The sequence below is a fragment of the Winogradskyella litoriviva genome, from assembly GCF_013249065.1.
Classification (GTDB): Bacteria; Bacteroidota; Bacteroidia; order Flavobacteriales; family Flavobacteriaceae; genus Winogradskyella; species Winogradskyella litoriviva.
The window spans coordinates 433795-452211 of sequence record NZ_JABRWQ010000004.1 but is presented as its reverse complement, the minus strand read 5'-3'; the positions used below and the strand labels follow the sequence as shown (position 1 = coordinate 452211).

Below are 18417 nucleotides of genomic sequence, written 5' to 3'. Positions count from 1 at the left end.
GTTTTAACCTAGATATTTGCAATCTTCCTTTCTATCTTTAATTGTATGTATTGGCCTACCAAAAGCTGTTTTTAAATCTCCAATGGATTTTAAAACTAATGATCCTGCACCTACAATTGTATTTTTACCAATTACGATGTTTTGAATAACTATAGCACTAAGGCATATTGAAGAACACCTACCAATTTTTACATTACCAGCGATTGTTACACCAGATGCTAAACTAGAAAAATCTTCCATTACAGAATCGTGACCAAGGGTTGAAGCAGTATTAATTATACAATGTTTACCAACTTTTGCGGCAGAATTTACAACTGCTTTTGCCATTATTACAGAGCCTTCATCAATTGTAATATCTTCAGCTAAGGTGGCCGTTGGATGTATTACGGAAACAAATTTTATACTTGGTAATTCTTTTGACACGTTGTTAGCAATTTTTTGCCTTGTATAGTTGTCTCCAATTGCTATAATAATACCGTCAATATTTAAATCTTGAGAAAGTTGTTTTAGATGTTCTAAACGCCCTACAATTTTATAACCACTTATTTGAGAACCCAATGGTTTATAACAATCAATAAAACCCATTATGTTATGGCTTTTATTTTTCTTAATAATATCTATAACCATTTTGGCATGGCCAGAAGCACCATATATTAAAATGTTTTTCATCCGTTTAACAGGTTACAGCATTAAATGCAGATAATAGAGTTGGTTGGCATTTTACAAAGATAAGCATTTTGTGTCTTAACTCATCTAATTCTGCCTAACAGATTATGGATGAAATTATATTTATAATTAATTAGTTTAATAAAAATTAGACAATTAAATTATAAATTTTAAGGTTTAAATTTCCCTTTGTTAAAAAATAGGTAAAGAACAAAAAAAAGTATGAAATAATGTTCAGTTTTAAAGACTAAACTAGCCCAAATAACAAGAATCTGCTTTTCTGTCTTTTACTGTATTTATAGGACTGCCAAAAGCTTGTTTAAAATCACCAATTGATTTTAATACTAAAGAACCAGCACCAACTACTGTATAATTACCTATGGTTATATTTTGAATAATGGAAGCCCCAAGACAAATAGATGAGCACTGACCAATTTTTACATTACCACTAATGCTAACGCTTGGTGCTAGACTAGAAAAATCATCCATTTCAGAGTCGTGATCTAAAGATGATTTAGTGTTCAAAATACAGAACCTGCCAATTTTTGCATTTACATTTACAATAGTACCTGGCATAATAACAGAACCTTCAGAAATTACAACATCATTAGCTATAATAGCATTTTTATGCACAGCTGATACAAATTCTAAGTTTGGCGCAATTTTGGATATTTTAATGTATGCTTTTTTTCTTAAAGTGTTATCACCTATACCAATTATAATTCCATGGATATTATGCTTATCTATCAATTCAGGTAATGTGTTAAGATTACCTAATATTTTAAATCCAAAAATGTCTTCGTTAATGGGTTTAAAAGAATCTAAAAACCCAATAATGTTATAATCTTTATTACCAAGAATAATATCTGCTATAACTTTGGCATGACCAGAAGCTCCATAAATTAAAATGTTTTTCATCTTCTAAAAATAGATTGCAAAAGAATTTGATTATTATTAATCAAATTCATTAAAATTTGATAGGTTCGGGTTAAGCTCCAAATATATTACCTAATAAATTCATTTAGATTTTTAAAAGATAAACTACACATTTTATCCTATTAACGGCTTATTTAAAGAATATTTACAGTTAATTTGTGTTTTTTACTTCAAAAAATGGCTTTAAATAGTTAGACAACATTATGAAATTTAATATCGGCTTCAATAAAATAGAAACTAACAATTTAGCGGTAAAATTAAATGCTAAAGGCGAACAATTTGTAGTTAAAGGACATCCTTGGGTGTTTTCTAATAGTATAGTAAAGATAAATGACCATGCAAAGACAGGAGATTTAGCCATAGTTTTTAGTAAAAATAAAAACAAGGTAATTGGCCTAGGCTTATATGATGGCAATTCTCCAATCCGAATTAAAATAATTCATAATGCAGATACAAAAGTAAAGGTTGGTAGCGATTTTTTTCAAGATAAAATTGAAGTAGCTTACGAGAAACGTTTAGAATTACTTTCTACAAATACTAACAGTTATAGACTATTATTTGGTGAAAATGATGGTTTTCCAGGATTAATAGCAGATGTGTATAATACCGTTTTAGTAGTAAAACTATATTCTGAAATTTGGTTACCTTATTTAGAATCTATTTTAGAGAGTTTGCAAAAAGTATCTAAAGTAGATACTATTGTTATGAGATTAAGTAGAGGATTACAAAATAGTAAAAATCATAGCTTAAAAGATGGAGAGGTAGTATTTGGAACACTTAAAAATGAAGTGGTTGTTTTTGTTGAGCATAATGTCAATTTTTCAGCAAATGTTATAAAAGGTCATAAAACAGGATATTTTTTAGATCATAGAGCTAATAGAAAACGAGTAGGTGAGCTGAGTAAGGAAAAAAAGGTATTAGATGTGTTTTCTTATGCTGGCGGATTTTCAGTACATGCTCTCGCTAATGGAGCAAAAGAAGTTACCAGTTTAGATATTAGCAAGCAAGCTTTAGATATGGCTAGAACTAACGGAAAATTAAATAATTATACTGGTAAACATAAAACCATATCTGGAGATGCGTTTGAAGAAATGAAGCTATTAATAGAGAACGGAAAAACGTATGATGTTGTTGTTATTGATCCACCTAGTTTCGCTAAACAACAATCTGAAGTTGATTTAGCTAAAAAGAAATACGCACAATTGGCAGAACTAGGCGCCATGCTTACTGCGAAAAAAGGAATGTTAGTTTTAGCTTCTTGCTCATCTAGAGTCTTGGCACAGTCCTTTTTTGATTTAAATAATAGAGTTTTAAATTCTCAATCTAGACTTTTTGAAATAGAATTAAAGACAAATCATGATGTGGATCACCCTATTAGTTTTCCTGAGGGTGCATATTTAAAATGCGGTTATTATAGGTTTTTAGAATAAAAGTATTATGCATGCATAATAAAAATTATACTATATTTGTTTAAAAATATCTCTACAATGCAAACCAAATTAACGCAAATACTAAATATTAAACATCCAATTATACAAGCTCCAATGTTCTTGGTATCTAATGTAGCAATGGTTATTGAAGCAATGAAAGGCGGAATAGCAGGCTGTATACCAGCTTTAAATTATAGAACTATTGAAGAATTAAAATCTGCTATTAAAGAACTAAAAGCAGCAAAAGTAGAAGGTGGTTCATTTGGTTTCAATTTAATAGTAAATAAATCTAACATTAAATATAAAGCTCAATTAGAAGCCATTTGCGAAGAAGGTTGTGATTTTATAATTACATCTTTAGGTAGTCCAGAGGAAACAATAAGACAAGCACATGCCGTTGGTATAAAAGTGTTTTGTGATGTTACAGATTTACATTTTGCAAAAAAAGTTGAAGCATTAGGTGCAGATGCAGCTATTGCGGTGAATAATGAAGCTGGTGGACACAGAGGAAATCTTTCTCCACAAGAATTAACCAATCTTTTAAGTACGGAATTAAGCATTCCTGTAATTTCTGCAGGAGGTGTTGGTTGTAAAGCAGATATTGATAAAATGCTAAGTTATGGCGCAGAAGGTGTTTCAGTTGGGAGTCCTTTTATAGCTTCTATTGAAGCAGGAGTAACAGATGAGTACAAACAAGCGTGTGTAGACTATGGCGAAAAAGATATTATAATGACCGAGCGCATTTCTGGCACACCATGTACTGTAATTAATACACCTTATGTACAAAAAATAGGAACAAAAGCCACTTGGTTAGAAAATCTATTAAACAAGAATAAGAGTTTAAAAAAGTGGGTTAAAATGGTGCGTTTTTCAATAGGAATGAAAGCAACCGAAAATGCAGCTAAAAAAGCAACTTACAAAACAGTTTGGGTAGCTGGTCCTAGTATTGAGCATACTAAAGCCATACTTCCTATTAAAGATATAATTAAAGGCTTAACGACATAAATGTAACGTTGTCTTGTTGTTTTTTCTTCTTTTTGTTGGTGAAAATATTAAAAGTATAACTCGCTACAAAGCCGCCAAGAACTGTATATGCAGCTTCATCTGAGTCAAATTTACCGCTAATAATGTAGCCATCGTAAATTTCTTTAGACAATCCAGCTAAAGTTGACAAACCTAAACTATACCAAAATGCTTTTTTAGAGTTTTTTGTTTTCGAATAAATTAGTGCATATGATGTGGCAGATATTGTCGCTCCAACGGCCAAATGTAGTTGGTCATCTTCAGCCATTAATTGTGCATTACATGTTGATAAAATGCTTATTGTGAATAATGTAAGTAGGGTTTTCATTTATTAGTAAATTATTGGTTGGTTGGTCAATGTATAATAATTTTAACCTTGTATTAAAGTATATTCGTTCGGACAAGTATTTTTACGACTAACGGTTTATTTTACCTTTGCTTTCTGTATATATACTAGCCGATGTAACTGTTTTGTTTTACAGATTAAAAATATGTTTAAGCTAAAAACTGAGAATTAATTACTTTTAAATTGAAAATCACTAAATTGAAATATGAAAATAAAAGCAAAATCTATTCGACCATTCATTGGTGCTAAAGTTTATAATACATCTAGACAATTTTATAAAGATTTAGGGTTTGATGAAGTTATAATTTCTCATAATATGTCTATTTTTAGTATTGAAAATTTTGCGTTTTATTTACAAGATTATTATGCAAAAGATTGGATTGATAATACAATGGTTTTTTTAGAAGTTGAAAATGTACAGATGCATTTAAATAACTTAAAACAAAGTGGTGTTTTAGAAAAGTATGAACGTGTAAAATGCTCTAAAGTTGTATTTAATGATTGGGGAAATGAGTTTTTTTTGCACGACCCATCAGGCATTCTTTGGCACTTTGGAGAATTTAATAATTAAGGTAAGCTATTTTTTTCCTTAAAAAGAAATATAATTATTTTCATTATTTATTCCGTCTTCTAGATTTTGTACCAGTGAGTATAACGTATGTGTTTGGTATTTATACCTTAAGTGGTGCAAATCTAATGTGTTAATTTTTAAAATATTACAATTGAGATTGCTAATTGAGTTATCCTTTTCTAATCTAGACTAGAATAAAGAAATACGTAGATCTACGTATTGACATTATGTTCTATAATGTCTAATTTGCTAGGAGTTGTAGTTATTTATAAAACATATTAAAAAGTATGATTTACAATTAACTTAGGTAATATTTCTATAAGAACCAATAATTCATAAAATCATGAAACACATTAAAATTTGTATTCTACTACTAGTCTCAGTAAATCTATTTGCACAGGAAATTAATATTAAAAAATCGCTTTCAGGTTTTGATAATTATATGTCACAAATTTTAGCTGATTGGAATGAACCAGGAGCAGGCGTTGCTATTATTCACAAAGGAGAATTAGTTTTTGTAAAAGGATATGGATATCGAGATTATGGTAATAAACTTCCTGTTACTAAAAACACTTTATTTCAAATAGCTTCAAACACAAAACTTTTTACTGCGGTAGCAGCAGGAATGTTGGTAGAAGATGGAATTTTTAAATGGGATGAACCATTTAAAGAGTCTGTTCCTGAAATAGAATTTTTTAATGATTTTTTGAATAATAATGTTACGCTTAGAGATATGTTAGGACATAAAACAGGAATTTCTAGGCACGATTATATTTGGTTTCAATCGGATTTTACGAGAAAAGAATTATTTGAACGAATTAAATACCTTGAACCTTCTATACCATTACGCCAAGATTTTATTTACAATAACTTAATGTACTCAGCCGTAGGTTATGCTATAGAATTAAGAACAGGAAAAACATGGGAAGAATATATATCTGAAAACATCTTATCTCCTTTAGAAATGGAAAATACTATTTTTTCAATTGCCGAAATGCAAAAATCAAAAGACTATGGTGTTCCTTATGATGAAAAACGAGACACAACACTTTTATATAAAATACCTCTTAAAGAAGATGGAGCAGGTATAGGTCCTGCTGGCTCAATAATTACGAGTCTAGATGATCTTTCTCATTGGGTAATTGCACTTATGAATGAAGGGAAGTATAAAAATAAAGAGATAATTCCCAATGCTATAATTAAGGAAACCTTAAAACCTGGTATTGCGTTTAGAAACTCAGAGCTAGAAGATAAAGGTTATGATGAACGTTTAAATTCAACATATGGAATGGCAAGAAACATTGAGATTTATAAAGGAAATGTTTTAACAAAACACGGTGGAGCTATGCCTGGATTTCATTCGCAAGTTATTATTTTACCATATAATGATATTGGAATTATAACGTTTTCTATCGGAAATCAAGGTGCTAGCCTTGGCAATACTATTATTGGCTATAATCTTGTAGATAGATTATTAGGTTTAGAACAAACTGATTGGAACGGTCGGAAATTGGCTGATCATATAAAAAGTAAAGAATTGAGTAAAAATGCTAGATCTCAGCATGGATTTGATCATATAGAAGGAACTACTCCTTCTCATAAACTTGAAGATTATACAGGGTCTTTTACTAATGAGGCGTATGGCGAGTTTATAATTAGCCATGAAAAAGACTCATTATATTTTAATTTCAGAAGGGTAAGTTTACCGTTGTCGCATTATCATTATAATAGATTTGATACACCAGATGATGAAGATTTTGGGAAATGGAGTATCAATTTTAATATAAGTCCTCAAGGTGAAATAAACGAAGCTGTGGTTTCAATAGATGAAGGGCAGGTATCATTCCATAAAAAACCAGATGAGTCATTAGCAGATCCTAATGTCTTGAAACAATATGAAGGAAAATATAATTTTGCTGGCTCAGAATTTGAAATAAAACTGATTGATGGTAAGCTTACAGCTTTAGGAACAACTAATGATATATTAATACCTTATAAAAAGCAAATATTCAAAGTTGAGAAATTTGATGATATGCAAGTAGAATTTATAATGAAAAATAATATTGTTTCAGGATTAAAATATAAAACGCCATCAGGTGTATTTGAGTGTAAAAAAGTACAATGATATACTAGTAAAATATATCTTTGGTTAATTGATTTAAAATTTATTAAATAACCATCTTTTAGTATAGACTTTAAATTAAAAAATTAGCAATCAAAAATCGCATAATTTTCATTATTGTAAAGTGTTATAGTTGGCTATAAATGAAAAACTATTTATTATTACTTGTTTTTTTAATGGGATGTAAACATCAAAAGTTAACACCTAAAGAAATTGTAACCAATTATTATAATGGTAGAAATGCCGTTGACTTTAATAAGATAAAACCATTGGTAAGTGATAGTGTTACAATTATTTCTGGAGATTACATTATGCCGTATAATAATGATAGTTTTTATGAAGTCTTTAAATGGGATTCTATATTTAAACCATCATATAAGTTGGTTGAAATTAAAGAGAACAAAGACCAGATTATTGCTTCAGTGATTTATAATTGCTTGAGAAATGATTTTTTAAAAAACAGCAATATGACCTGTCAATACAAAATCTCTTTTAATTCTGGAAAAATCTCAAAAATTGAAGAATTAAACTGTAAAAATGTTAATTGGAAAGTTTGGGAAAAAGAAGTCAATGCTTTAGTTAATTGGACAAATTTAAATCACCCTGAACTCAATGGTTTTATTAATGATATGACCATGATTGGCGCACAGAATTACTTGAAAGCAATTGATTTATACAAAGCGAAAAACGAATTAAAGCAAATACCAAAAACTAGAAAATAAAGTTGAAAAGTTTATTATATCTTATAATATAATACTCTATTAATGCGATGTCTAATTAAGTTAGACAGAACGTTGTAAAATTAAGATAAATCCTTGGCATTAAATTTGTTTGTAACAAAACAGTAAGTTCTACGACGTATAAAGTAGAACAAGTTTAATTAAAAAAGAAAAAGAAGTTATGATTAATAAAGGAGCAGTAGTTTTAGGTGTATTATTAGGTGCAGCAGCAGGTGTTTTATTAGCACCAGAAAAAGGAAGCGTTACTAGAGACAAACTTAAGAAAGAAGGTAAAGAGATAAAAGATCAATTATCTAGTGACTTAACAGAAGTAAAAGACGATTTATCTAAAGCAGTAGCATCTGGTAGAGAAAAGTTTAAACAAGATATGGAAGAGTTTACATCTAAATCTAGTTATAAAACCGAACAAGCTATTACGTTTATAGAAAAACAATTAGCAATTCTTAAAGAGAAGAATAAGACGTTACAAAAGACGAGTTAATTCTATAATAAACATAAATAAAAATGTATTGAGAAGCTTTAGAGTTCAGTTTTTCAATACATTTTTTTCGTTAATATCAATTTCTAATTGAATATATTATTTCACTAAGTCATTAATAAAATCAACATTCACAACATGTTTACCTTCAAATGGAAGCACAGTTAATCGATTACCAAAAAGTGATTCCGCACGTTCTGTTTCTATCGTAATTCTATCTTCATCGAGATATTCATCTTCTGTTCCATAAATTAGTTTTACCTGAGTATCTTCAGATAAAAACTCAAAATCTTTAGGTGTGAGTTCTTTCGGTATTCCGCCAGAATGTAACACCAACTGACTGCATTTTAACTGTCGTTTCGCTAAATAACGCATAGCTATACTAACACCTTGCGAATATCCAAAAATGATAAAATTTACGTTTTTAGGAATGTTTTCAGCTTCTAAAACGGCATCAAAATAATTCAAAATATTTTGCATTCCGGCTTCCGTATTGTCTCTTGTTAGCCAATTAGCACCAACATGCATTTTTGGTTGAATGTAGAATTTACTTGGCGCTTGTGGCGCAATAATGTAATTCTCCTTGGGATCTAATGCTTTAAAATATCTTAAGAAATAACGACTCAAATAACCCATGCCATGGCAAACTAACCAAACGTTTTTTGTTTGCTCTGTAAGTTGATTTAAGGTAGAGTAGGAGTTGCTGGTATTATATGTTATTTCTTTTTCTTGCAAATTCATTATTCAAGGTGGTTTCTTTATCTTTGAAGGATAAAAATAAACTAATTCTATGCAAATATCTAAAGAAGACATGTTGGCAAAAGCCAATGCTGCAAGCAAAAATACATTAATGGAAACATTAAGTATTGAGATTGTGGATTTTGGAGACGATTTCTTAACCGCAAGAATGCCAGTAACCTCAAAAGTGCATCAACCAGATGGTGTTTTGCATGGTGGCGCAACGGCTGCATTAGCCGAAAGTGTAGGAAGTTTTGCATCTCATGTGTTTATAGATACCGAAAAGTTTTTTATTCGTGGATTAGAGATTACAGCTAATCATCTTAAAAGTGTTAGCGAAGGTTATATTTATGCAAAAGCGACCTTTTTACATAAAGGTAGAACAACACAATTATTAGACATTAAGGTTACTGATGAAGCAGATAATTTAATTTCAGTTTGCCGTTTGTCAACCATTTCTCTTCCAAAAAAATAAATAACGAATGACCGAAGATTCATTTTTTGAAACTTTAGAAGCGCATTACCTTAAGCAATTACCTTTTGTAGTTTATAGCAGACCTATAAATACTAAAATAAAATGTTGGTTGCAAAATGATACCGTTTTACACAAAACGGATGCATTTACAGAAAGCGGTTTTGTGTTTTCACCTTTTAATTTAGAAGATAAAAGCATACTATTTCCTAAAGAAGCATGTTTGTTTTCTGAAATTGAGATTGATTTTTTAGAGACTGAAAATGCGGATGCAACTGCTATAATTGAAAAAGAGTTAGATAAAGTTCAGCATATAAATTTAGTTTCAAAAGGTATAAAAAGTATAGAAAATGGTGAATTACAAAAAGTAGTTTTGTCACGTTCTGTAACAATGTCACTACAAGATACTAATCCTATTTCCATATTTAAGCGTTTATTCAATCGTTATAAAAATGCGATGGTTTATTGTTGGTATCATCCAAAAGTAGGTTTATGGATTGGTGCAACGCCAGAGTTATTATTAAAGGTAGAAGGGAAACAACTCACTACTATTTCTTTAGCAGGTACGCAACCGTATAAACGAATCTCTAAACCAACTTGGACGCACAAAGAAATTGAAGAACAACAAATTGTAACCAATTATATTACAGCGCAAATTCAACCTTATACCAAGCAGATTAATGTGTCTGAAGTTGATACAGTAAGAGCAGGTAGTTTATTGCATCTTAAAACTAAAATCACCAGTTTAATTAAGGATAATTCAGATTTAAAATCGATTATAGAAGCCTTACATCCAACACCAGCAGTATGCGGATTTCCAAAAGTTAATGCGAAAGATTTTATTCTTGAAAATGAAAATTATAAACGCCAATTTTATACTGGGTTTTTAGGAGAACTGAATCTTAAAGAAGCTACAACTAGAAATACCAATAGGCGTAATGTTGAAAATAATGCGTATGCTGTGGTGAAAACAAAATCTAATTTCTACGTTAATTTGCGTTGCATGCAATTGGTAAATAATACAGCACATATTTTTGTTGGTGGCGGAATTACCAAAGACTCTAATCCTGAAAAAGAATGGGAAGAAACCGTTAATAAAACCCGAACAATTGGTTCGGTTTTAAATTAAAAAAGCATTAATTTTCAAACAAACTAAAGTTCTAGATGTTATAAGTTAGAACATTAATTTTATGATATATTCAAAAATTCCATTAGCACAAACAGTTACTACTTTATGTAAAACGCATAATGTAAAACATATTGTAATTTCACCAGGTAGTAGAAATGCACCTTTAAATATAGGCTTTACTCACGACGATTTTTTTAAATGCTATAGTATTGTAGACGAGCGTTGTGCAGCATTTTTTGCATTGGGTATAGCACAGCAATTACAAGAACCTGTGGCTGTTGTATGTACATCTGGTAGTGCACTTTTAAATTATTATCCTGCAATTGCAGAGGCTTTTTATAGTAATATACCGTTAGTGGTTTTATCTGCAGATAGGCCAAAACATTTAATAGATATTGGTGATGGACAAACCATAAAGCAGAAAAATGTCTTTGGTGAACATGTATTGTATAACGCCAATTTAAAACTAGATTTAAAGGATTCTGAAAACGGAACACTGGAAAGTGAATTACCAATTTTCAAAAATTTAGAAAATAAATTAGAACGTTTTTTAGGGCTTCAAAAAGACATTCAATCTTATAATGAATCTGAGATACATGATGCCTTAACCGTTTCAAAATTAAGTTTAGGACCTGTTCATATTAATATTCCTTTTGATGAACCTTTGTATGAAACTACGGAAGAATTAGTAATTAATCCAAAGCCTTTTAAAATTCAGAATAGAATAGACAAAGTAGATGCTTTAGAGATAAAGAGCTTAATAGATGTTTGGCATAATGCTAAACGAAAAATGATATTGGTTGGTGTAATGCAACCCAATTCTATCGAAGAACAATGGATACAAGAAATTGCAGATGATGATAGTATTATTGTATTTACAGAGACAACATCTAACTTAAATCATAAAGATTTTTTTCCTGGCATTGATAAAATGATAGCGCCTTTAGAAGACGTTGATTTTAAAGCATTACAACCAGAAGTGCTGTTAACATTTGGAGGATTAGTTGTATCTAAAAAAATAAAAGCATTTTTAAGAACTTATAAGCCAGAACATCATTGGCATGTTGGTTTAACTAAAGCAAACGACACTTTCTTTTGTTTAGATAAACATATTAAATTGCACCCAAATACGTTTTTAGCTTTCTTCTTACCGCAAGTAACGCATCACACAAAAAGTACTTACAAAGTAACTTGGTTGGCTGTAAGACAAAAAAGAAGACAATTACATGATCAGTATTTAAAAACAATACCTTTTTCAGATTTTACTGTTTTTAATTCGATACTAAAAAATATACCTAAGCACAGTATGTTACAGGTTGGTAATAGTTCAGCTATTCGTTACGCACAATTATTTAAAATACCTAAAAGTATTGAAGTGTTTTGTAATAGAGGTACAAGCGGCATAGATGGTAGCACAAGTACAGCAATTGGTGCTGCCATTGCCAAAAACAAACAAATCACTTTTGTAACAGGTGATTTAAGTTTTTTTTACGATAGTAATGCCCTTTGGAATAATTACATACCTAACAATTTTAGAATTATAGTTATAAATAATGAAGGTGGTGGAATTTTTAGAATTTTACCAGGTAATAAGAACACAGAAAATTTTGACACTTATTTTGAAACAAAGCATAATTTAACAGCAAAACAATTATGTGAAATGTTTGATTTTGAATATTGTACGGCTCACAATAATGAAGAATTAGAAAAACAATTAGATAATTTTGCTGGTGTTTCTAATCAGCCAAAATTATTAGAAATATTTACACCATCTAGAAGTAATGATGAAATTCTCTTAAACTATTTTAAGTATATTAAGTAATTAATTGCATGGTTATTATAAAAATATGTGACTTTTTATATTTTATCGTTTCTAAAAATTAACTACCTTTAGGGAAACAATTAAATTAACTTAAAACATAATAATAAAATGAGTAAAAGAGACGACTTAATCGTAAAGTACGCAGCAGATTTAAAAGACAAATGTGGTGTTACTCCAGATATGGATTTATTAACAAAAGTAACTGTTGGTTTAGGTCCTTCAATTTATAATGCAGATTCGTCAACTGTTTCTGGTTCTGACGAAAAGGAATTAGCAACTGTAAAAAACAATTATTTAATCAAAAAATTAGGATTAAGTGATGGTGATGCATTAGATAAAGCTATCGATTCGGTAATTGAAACTTATGGTAGATCTAACAGAACTAAATATAGAGCAGTTGTTTATTATTTATTATGTAAGCATTTCGGTAAAGAGTCTATTTATTCTTAATTAGATTTTAAAACTATAAAAGAAGCGTTGTAATTTATTACAGCGCTTTTTTTATGCATAAATATTTGCTTTACATTTAAAACTTTTTCTACATTCATTTAAAATATCAATACCTTTGCAGCATGATAAAATTAGGTGAATACAATACATTAGAAATTTTAAGAGATACTGAACCTGGCTTGTTTCTAGGAGATGGTGAAGATGGAGAAGTGCTTTTACCCAATCGCTATGTGCCAAGAGAATTTGAAATAGGTGACAATATAGAAGTATTTGTTTATTTAGATAATGAAGAAAGACCTGTAGCAACTACAGATCAACCTTATATTAAAAAAGGTGATTTTGCTTTACTGAGATGTAACCAAGTTACAGATTATGGTGCGTTTTTAGATTGGGGTTTGGTAAAGGAATTGTTTTGCCCTTTTAGAGAACAAGCTTTTAAAATGAAAGCAGGCGGTTGGTACTTAGTCTATTGTTATTTAGATGAAGAATCTGAACGATTAGTAGCTTCGAGTAAAACTAATCAGTTTTTAGACAATAAAGAATTAACCGTAACTCAATTTGATGAAGTAGATCTTATAGTGTCGCATCCATCCGATTTAGGGATGAATGTTATTGTAAATAAAACACATCTAGGCTTAATTTTTAATGATGATTTATATAAAGATATCAGTGTTGGCGATAAATTAAAAGGTATAGTTAAAAAAGTACGACCAGATAATAAATTAGATATTTCTCTAAATCAAATAGGTTACAGAAATATTGAACCTAATGCAGAGTTTATTTTAAATGAATTACATGATAATGGTGGATTTATTCCGCTTCATGATAAATCTAACCCTGAAGATATTAAGCAACAACTTCAAATGAGTAAAAAGAGCTTTAAAAAAGCCATTGGAACGCTTTACAAAGAACGTCAAATAGAAATTAAAGACGACGGAATTCATTTAAAGTAGATTTAAAAATATTAATTACTTTTACGCCTAAAATATTTGTACATGAGTGAAATAGATTGGAAAATTGCCAAATCTTATGAAGATATAACCTATTCAAAATGTAATGGTGTAGCCAGAATTGCATTTAATAGACCAGATATTAGAAATGCGTTTAGACCAAAAACAACTTCAGAATTATACGATGCATTTTATGATGCTAATGAAGATGTAAATATAGGAGTGGTACTATTAAGCGCAGAAGGACCTTCTTCTAAAGATGGCATTTGGAGTTTTTGTTCAGGAGGAGACCAAAAGGCTAGAGGTCACCAAGGTTACGTTGGAGAAGATGGTTATCATCGTTTAAATATTTTAGAAGTTCAACGTCTAATTCGCTTTATGCCAAAAGCTGTCATCGCAGTTGTTCCTGGTTGGGCAGTTGGAGGAGGACATAGTTTACATGTAGTTTGCGATTTAACTTTAGCGAGTAAAGAACACGCTATTTTTAAACAAACAGATGCAGATGTTACTAGTTTTGATGGTGGTTATGGTTCTGCGTACTTAGCTAAAATGGTTGGTCAGAAAAAAGCAAGAGAAATATTTTTCTTAGGTCGTAATTATTCTGCGCAAGAAGCTTTTGATATGGGAATGGTAAATGCTGTAATTCCGCATGATGAATTAGAAGCAACCGCTTATGAGTGGGCACAAGAGATATTAGCAAAATCACCTACATCCATAAAAATGCTAAAATTTGCTATGAATTTAACAGATGATGGCATGGTTGGTCAACAAGTATTTGCAGGTGAAGCCACACGTTTGGCTTATATGACAGAGGAAGCCAAAGAAGGAAGAGATGCTTTTTTAGAAAAAAGAAAGCCCAATTTTCCAAAAAAATGGATTCCATAATTTATCTTAATTAAATGAATAAAATTAAACCGTGGCTGTCTGCCATGCGCTTAAGAACCCTGCCTCTTTCTGTATCTGGAATAATACTGGGTAGCTGTTTTGCATATTACAACGGACATTTTGTGCCAATTGTATTTGGTTTAGCATTCCTAACAACTATAAGTTTACAAATTCTGTCTAATTTAGCAAATGATTATGGTGATGGTGTTAAAGGTACTGATAATGATGATCGAGTTGGACCAGAACGTGCCTTACAAAGTGGTGTAATTACACCCTTAGAAATGCTTGAAGCTATAAGGTTTAATATAGTTGTTGTTGTCGTTTTAACTGTTATGTTAGTTTGGATGGCTTTTGGAGCTTCTAATTTTTTATACATTTTTATCTTTTTAATTTTAGGAGGCTTCTCTATTTATTCAGCTCTAAAATATACAATGGGAGATTCTCCGTACGGTTATCGTGCCTTAGGTGATGTTTTTGTATTTATTTTCTTTGGTTTAGTAAGTACTATCGGTAGTTACATTTTGTATATGCACACAATAGACCATGTTGTAATTTTACCGGCAATTGCATTGGGATTATTAAGCGTTGGAGTTCTCAATTTAAATAATATGAGAGATATTGAGTCCGATGAAAAATCAAAAAAAATCACTTTAGCTGTAAAGTTGGGATTAAAACGTGCTAAAAAATATCATTTTATTTTAGTAATAGGAGCTATGTTTTTAAGCATTGTTTTTTCCATTTTGTATTATGTAGAACCTTATAATTTTTTGTTTTTAATAGCCTTTATTCCTCTAGTTATTCATATTAAAAAAATAAAAGATGCAGTTCTGCCTAAGGATTTTGATGGTCAGTTAAAGGTACTTGCGTTATCTACATTTCTGTTTTCAATTCTATTAGGTATTGGTTATATTTTGTATTAATTTTAAAAAACATTTTAGCTTTTAAAATTTAAACATTATGAAAATTACATTCTATGGTCATGCTTCATTAAGCATTGAGATTAAAGATTTAAGTATTTTAGTAGATCCATTTATATCAGGTAATGAAAAAGCCTCAGAAATAGATATCAATAACTTAAAAGCTGATTATATTTTGGTAACCCATGCGCATCAAGATCATATTTTAGATGTTGAAGCCATTGCTAAACGTACAGGTGCAATAATCGTATCTAATTTTGAAATTGTTACCTATTATCAAAACAAAGGTTTAGAAGGACACCCTATGAATCATGGCGGTTCTTGGGATTTTGAATTTGGAAATCTTAAGTATGTTAATGCTATCCACACATCATCTTTTCCAGATGGTAGCTATGGTGGACAACCTGGAGGTTTTATAATAGAAGGTGAGCATAAAACTATATACATTGCTGGTGATACGGCATTAACTATGGATATGAAACTTATTCCTATGCAAACTAAATTAGATTTAGCCATTTTGCCAATTGGAGACAATTTTACTATGGGAATAGAAGATGCTATTTTAGCGAGTAATTTTATAGAATGTGATAAAATATTAGGCTACCATTTTGATACGTTTGGATATATAGAAATCAATCACGAAGAAGCTAAACGAAAATTCTTTGATAACGATAAGGATTTAATGTTATTGGATATTGGTGAGAGTGTGGAGTTGTAAAACTATTTTAGCCTTATCTTTGCGCCACTATGAAAACGAATCAACTTACAGATTGGCTACCTACAACTAATAAAGAAGTGAAACTTCGCGGTTGGTCAGAGCTTGATGTTATACTCTTTAGTGGTGATGCTTATGTGGATCATCCATCCTTTGGACCAGCGGTTATTGGTCGTATTTTAGAAAGCTACGGCTTAAAAGTTGCGATTGTTCCACAACCAAGTGTAAACGATAATTTACAGGATTTTACAAAATTAGGAATTCCAAAATTATTTTTTGGAGTCACAGGTGGATGTATGGATCCTATGGTTAGTAATTATACGGCAAGCAAAAAACGTCGTGATAAGGATGCTTATACGCCAAATGGTGACAAAGGATTTAGGCCAGATTATGCAACTTCTGTATATTCTAAGATATTAAAAGAGAAGTTTCCAGATGTGCCTGTTTTAATAGGAGGTATTGAAGCGTCATTGCGCAGAGTAACACATTATGACTATTGGAGCGATAAACTATTGCCAACCATTTTAGAAACCTCTAAGGCAGATATGCTTGTTTATGGCATGGGCGAACAGCCTTTACGCGAAGTAGTAGAGTTATTACAAAAAGGCGTGCCTTTCTCTAGCTTAAAAACTATTAAGCAAACGGCTGTTTTATTGGATAAAGATGAAGCTATACCAAAGAATAAAAATTGGGAAGATGTAGAAATTGAATCTCATGAGGTTTGTTTAAAGGATAAGAAAAAGTTTGCCTCAAATTTTAAGGTTATTGAGCAAGAATCTAATAAGCTTAAAGCCAACAGAATTTTTCAACAGGTAAATAATAAAATGTTGGTGATTAATCCACCGTTTCCTACCATGTTAGAAGAAGAAATTGATGCTTCTTTTGATTTACCATACACGCGCTTACCGCATCCAAAATATAATAAGCGTGGCCCAATTCCTGCGTTTGAGATGATTAAATTTTCTATAAACATTCATCGTGGTTGTTTTGGTGGTTGTAGTTTTTGTACCATATCTGCACATCAAGGAAAGTTTATTGCTAGTAGGAGTGAAGAATCTATTTTAAGGGAAGTTGATAAAGTGGCTAATATGCCAGATTTTAAAGGTTATCTATCAGATATTGGAGGTCCTTCTGCAAACATGTACAAGATGAAAGGAAAGGTACAATCTATTTGCGATAAATGTGTGGCTCCTTCTTGTATTTCGCCTGTAATCTGTAGTAATTTAGACACCTCGCATAAGCCGTTAACTCAATTATATCAAGCCGTAGATAAACATCCAAAGGTAAAGAAGTCTTTTATAGGAAGTGGTATTCGTCACGATATGCTAGTGCCAGAATTTAATAAGAATGCAGATGCAAAAGAGCTAGACGATTATACAGAAGAAGTAATGACTAAGCATATTTCTGGTCGACTAAAAGTTGCACCAGAACATACATCAGACCCTGTTTTAAAGTTAATGCGTAAACCGTCTTTTAAATACTTTCATAAATTTAAAGAACGATTCGATAAAATCAACATTAAGAAAGGTTTAAAACTTCAATTGATTCCTTATTTTATATCTAATCATCCTGCTTGTGAAGTAGAAGATATGGCAAATTTAGCCGCCGAAACTAAAGATATGGGTTTTCAATTAGAGCAAGTACAAGGGTTTACACCAACACCAATGACGGTAGCGACTGTTATTTATTACAGTGGTTATCATCCATATACTTTAAAACCAACTAAAACGCCAAAAACTAAAAAAGAAAAGGATGAGCAACATCGTTTCTTCTTTTGGTATAAAAAAGAAAATAGAGATTGGATTAAAAAGACTTTGAATAAAGTTGGAAGAAAAGATTTAGTGGACGCTCTGGTGCCAGAACAAGAAAGTAAAGGGTGGAAAAGTGTGAATCTTAAGGCTGTTAAAAATACGTTTGATGACGCTGTGCCAGCTACAAAATCTAATTCTTCAAGTGGTTCTCGTAGAAAACGCAAGCATAAGTCTCGGAAGAAGCGACGATAAAAAGCATCTCGCTGTATAAATATT

General features: G+C 30.7%; 19 protein-coding genes. 15 read left to right on the top strand and 4 right to left on the bottom strand.

Annotation, left to right across the window (positions count from 1 at the left end; all coding sequences use genetic code 11):
- Nucleotides 1-3: 3 nt before the first annotated feature.
- Nucleotides 4-669 carry an acetyltransferase gene (locus HNV10_RS10975; protein WP_173301396.1) on the bottom strand — a complete coding sequence of 222 codons (666 nt, stop codon included), beginning with the start codon at nucleotides 667-669 and terminating at the stop codon, nucleotides 4-6.
- A gap of 249 nt (nucleotides 670-918) precedes the next feature.
- Nucleotides 919-1584, bottom strand: a complete 666-nt coding sequence (locus HNV10_RS10970) for an acetyltransferase (protein WP_173301395.1) — start codon at nucleotides 1582-1584, stop codon at nucleotides 919-921.
- A gap of 221 nt (nucleotides 1585-1805) precedes the next feature.
- On the opposite strand from HNV10_RS10970, the gene HNV10_RS10965 reads away from it, so the two are divergent.
- Complete coding sequence (locus tag HNV10_RS10965; RefSeq protein WP_173301394.1) at nucleotides 1806-3032, top strand: class I SAM-dependent rRNA methyltransferase; 1227 nt, start codon at nucleotides 1806-1808, stop codon at nucleotides 3030-3032.
- A gap of 57 nt (nucleotides 3033-3089) precedes the next feature.
- The gene (locus HNV10_RS10960) at nucleotides 3090-4037 is read left to right on the top strand and encodes an NAD(P)H-dependent flavin oxidoreductase (protein WP_173301393.1); all 948 of its coding nucleotides are present in this window, start codon (nucleotides 3090-3092) and stop codon (nucleotides 4035-4037) included.
- Here the strand turns inward: HNV10_RS10960 and HNV10_RS10955 are convergent.
- Nucleotides 4018-4383 carry a hypothetical protein gene (locus HNV10_RS10955; protein WP_173301392.1) on the bottom strand — a complete coding sequence of 122 codons (366 nt, stop codon included), beginning with the start codon at nucleotides 4381-4383 and terminating at the stop codon, nucleotides 4018-4020. The two genes, HNV10_RS10960 and HNV10_RS10955, sit on opposite strands and share 20 nt — an antisense overlap.
- Before the next feature lie 223 nt (nucleotides 4384-4606).
- Between HNV10_RS10955 and HNV10_RS10950 the strand changes: the two genes are divergently transcribed.
- From HNV10_RS10950 to HNV10_RS10935, 4 genes are all read left to right on the top strand, one after another.
- Nucleotides 4607-4972, top strand: a complete 366-nt coding sequence (locus HNV10_RS10950; protein WP_173301391.1) for a VOC family protein — start codon at nucleotides 4607-4609, stop codon at nucleotides 4970-4972.
- Nucleotides 4973-5315: 343 nt separating this feature from the next.
- Nucleotides 5316-7097 carry a serine hydrolase gene (locus HNV10_RS10945; RefSeq protein ID WP_173301390.1) on the top strand — a complete coding sequence of 594 codons (1782 nt, stop codon included), beginning with the start codon at nucleotides 5316-5318 and terminating at the stop codon, nucleotides 7095-7097.
- 140 nt (nucleotides 7098-7237) lie between these two features.
- Nucleotides 7238-7816: a hypothetical protein gene (locus HNV10_RS10940; RefSeq protein ID WP_173301389.1), complete on the top strand. Its 579-nt coding sequence runs from the start codon at nucleotides 7238-7240 to the stop codon at nucleotides 7814-7816.
- A 178-nt stretch (nucleotides 7817-7994) separates the two neighbouring features.
- Nucleotides 7995-8315, top strand: a complete 321-nt coding sequence (locus tag HNV10_RS10935) for a YtxH domain-containing protein (RefSeq protein ID WP_173301388.1) — start codon at nucleotides 7995-7997, stop codon at nucleotides 8313-8315.
- 96 nt (nucleotides 8316-8411) lie between these two features.
- Here the strand turns inward: HNV10_RS10935 and HNV10_RS10930 are convergent, their stop codons facing one another.
- Nucleotides 8412-9053 (bottom strand): alpha/beta hydrolase, encoded by a 642-nt coding sequence (locus tag HNV10_RS10930; RefSeq protein WP_173301387.1) that lies wholly within the window; start codon nucleotides 9051-9053, stop codon nucleotides 8412-8414.
- Between the two features lie 49 nt (nucleotides 9054-9102).
- Here HNV10_RS10930 and HNV10_RS10925 point away from each other — a divergent pair, with 49 nt between their 5' ends.
- From HNV10_RS10925 to HNV10_RS10885, 9 genes are all read left to right on the top strand, one after another.
- The gene (locus HNV10_RS10925) at nucleotides 9103-9525 is read left to right on the top strand and encodes a PaaI family thioesterase (RefSeq protein WP_173301386.1); all 423 of its coding nucleotides are present in this window, start codon (nucleotides 9103-9105) and stop codon (nucleotides 9523-9525) included.
- A 7-nt stretch (nucleotides 9526-9532) separates the two neighbouring features.
- Nucleotides 9533-10651 carry a chorismate-binding protein gene (locus HNV10_RS10920; RefSeq protein ID WP_173301385.1) on the top strand — a complete coding sequence of 373 codons (1119 nt, stop codon included), beginning with the start codon at nucleotides 9533-9535 and terminating at the stop codon, nucleotides 10649-10651.
- 61 nt (nucleotides 10652-10712) lie between these two features.
- Nucleotides 10713-12473, top strand: a complete 1761-nt coding sequence (gene menD / locus HNV10_RS10915; protein ID WP_173301384.1) for a 2-succinyl-5-enolpyruvyl-6-hydroxy-3-cyclohexene-1-carboxylate synthase — start codon at nucleotides 10713-10715, stop codon at nucleotides 12471-12473.
- Between the two features lie 108 nt (nucleotides 12474-12581).
- Nucleotides 12582-12923, top strand: coding sequence for a DUF2853 family protein (locus HNV10_RS10910; protein WP_173301383.1), 342 nt, complete (start codon nucleotides 12582-12584; stop codon nucleotides 12921-12923).
- A gap of 122 nt (nucleotides 12924-13045) precedes the next feature.
- On the top strand, nucleotides 13046-13876 hold the full coding sequence (locus HNV10_RS10905) for a CvfB family protein (protein ID WP_173301382.1): 831 nt from the start codon (nucleotides 13046-13048) through the stop codon (nucleotides 13874-13876).
- A 42-nt stretch (nucleotides 13877-13918) separates the two neighbouring features.
- Nucleotides 13919-14758, top strand: coding sequence for a 1,4-dihydroxy-2-naphthoyl-CoA synthase (locus tag HNV10_RS10900; protein WP_173301381.1), 840 nt, complete (start codon nucleotides 13919-13921; stop codon nucleotides 14756-14758).
- A gap of 14 nt (nucleotides 14759-14772) precedes the next feature.
- Complete coding sequence (gene menA / locus HNV10_RS10895; RefSeq protein ID WP_173301380.1) at nucleotides 14773-15678, top strand: 1,4-dihydroxy-2-naphthoate octaprenyltransferase; 906 nt, start codon at nucleotides 14773-14775, stop codon at nucleotides 15676-15678.
- Between the two features lie 37 nt (nucleotides 15679-15715).
- Entirely contained in the window at nucleotides 15716-16393 is a 678-nt protein-coding gene (locus HNV10_RS10890) for a metal-dependent hydrolase (protein ID WP_173301379.1), read from the top strand.
- Between the two features lie 29 nt (nucleotides 16394-16422).
- Entirely contained in the window at nucleotides 16423-18393 is a 1971-nt protein-coding gene (locus HNV10_RS10885; protein ID WP_173301378.1) for a YgiQ family radical SAM protein, read from the top strand.
- Nucleotides 18394-18417: the final 24 nt, after the last annotated feature.

What these genes read in the sequence shown, in the direction of transcription:
- HNV10_RS10960 (WP_173301393.1), top strand. Translation starts at nt 3,090, where the DNA reads ATGCAAACCAAATTAACGCAAATACTAAATATTAAACATCCAATTATA.
- HNV10_RS10945 (WP_173301390.1), top strand. Translation starts at nt 5,316, where the DNA reads ATGAAACACATTAAAATTTGTATTCTACTACTAGTCTCAGTAAATCTA.
- HNV10_RS10885 (WP_173301378.1), top strand. Translation starts at nt 16,423, where the DNA reads ATGAAAACGAATCAACTTACAGATTGGCTACCTACAACTAATAAAGAA.
- HNV10_RS10905 (WP_173301382.1), top strand. Translation starts at nt 13,046, where the DNA reads ATGATAAAATTAGGTGAATACAATACATTAGAAATTTTAAGAGATACT.
- HNV10_RS10925 (WP_173301386.1), top strand. Translation starts at nt 9,103, where the DNA reads ATGCAAATATCTAAAGAAGACATGTTGGCAAAAGCCAATGCTGCAAGC.
- HNV10_RS10920 (WP_173301385.1), top strand. Translation starts at nt 9,533, where the DNA reads ATGACCGAAGATTCATTTTTTGAAACTTTAGAAGCGCATTACCTTAAG.
- menD (WP_173301384.1), top strand. Translation starts at nt 10,713, where the DNA reads ATGATATATTCAAAAATTCCATTAGCACAAACAGTTACTACTTTATGT.
- HNV10_RS10975 (WP_173301396.1), bottom strand. Translation starts at nt 669, where the DNA reads ATGAAAAACATTTTAATATATGGTGCTTCTGGCCATGCCAAAATGGTT.
- HNV10_RS10955 (WP_173301392.1), bottom strand. Translation starts at nt 4,383, where the DNA reads ATGAAAACCCTACTTACATTATTCACAATAAGCATTTTATCAACATGT.
- HNV10_RS10970 (WP_173301395.1), bottom strand. Translation starts at nt 1,584, where the DNA reads ATGAAAAACATTTTAATTTATGGAGCTTCTGGTCATGCCAAAGTTATA.
- HNV10_RS10910 (WP_173301383.1), top strand. Translation starts at nt 12,582, where the DNA reads ATGAGTAAAAGAGACGACTTAATCGTAAAGTACGCAGCAGATTTAAAA.
- HNV10_RS10940 (WP_173301389.1), top strand. Translation starts at nt 7,238, where the DNA reads ATGAAAAACTATTTATTATTACTTGTTTTTTTAATGGGATGTAAACAT.
- menA (WP_173301380.1), top strand. Translation starts at nt 14,773, where the DNA reads ATGAATAAAATTAAACCGTGGCTGTCTGCCATGCGCTTAAGAACCCTG.
- HNV10_RS10935 (WP_173301388.1), top strand. Translation starts at nt 7,995, where the DNA reads ATGATTAATAAAGGAGCAGTAGTTTTAGGTGTATTATTAGGTGCAGCA.
- HNV10_RS10950 (WP_173301391.1), top strand. Translation starts at nt 4,607, where the DNA reads ATGAAAATAAAAGCAAAATCTATTCGACCATTCATTGGTGCTAAAGTT.
- HNV10_RS10890 (WP_173301379.1), top strand. Translation starts at nt 15,716, where the DNA reads ATGAAAATTACATTCTATGGTCATGCTTCATTAAGCATTGAGATTAAA.
- HNV10_RS10965 (WP_173301394.1), top strand. Translation starts at nt 1,806, where the DNA reads ATGAAATTTAATATCGGCTTCAATAAAATAGAAACTAACAATTTAGCG.
- HNV10_RS10930 (WP_173301387.1), bottom strand. Translation starts at nt 9,053, where the DNA reads ATGAATTTGCAAGAAAAAGAAATAACATATAATACCAGCAACTCCTAC.
- HNV10_RS10900 (WP_173301381.1), top strand. Translation starts at nt 13,919, where the DNA reads ATGAGTGAAATAGATTGGAAAATTGCCAAATCTTATGAAGATATAACC.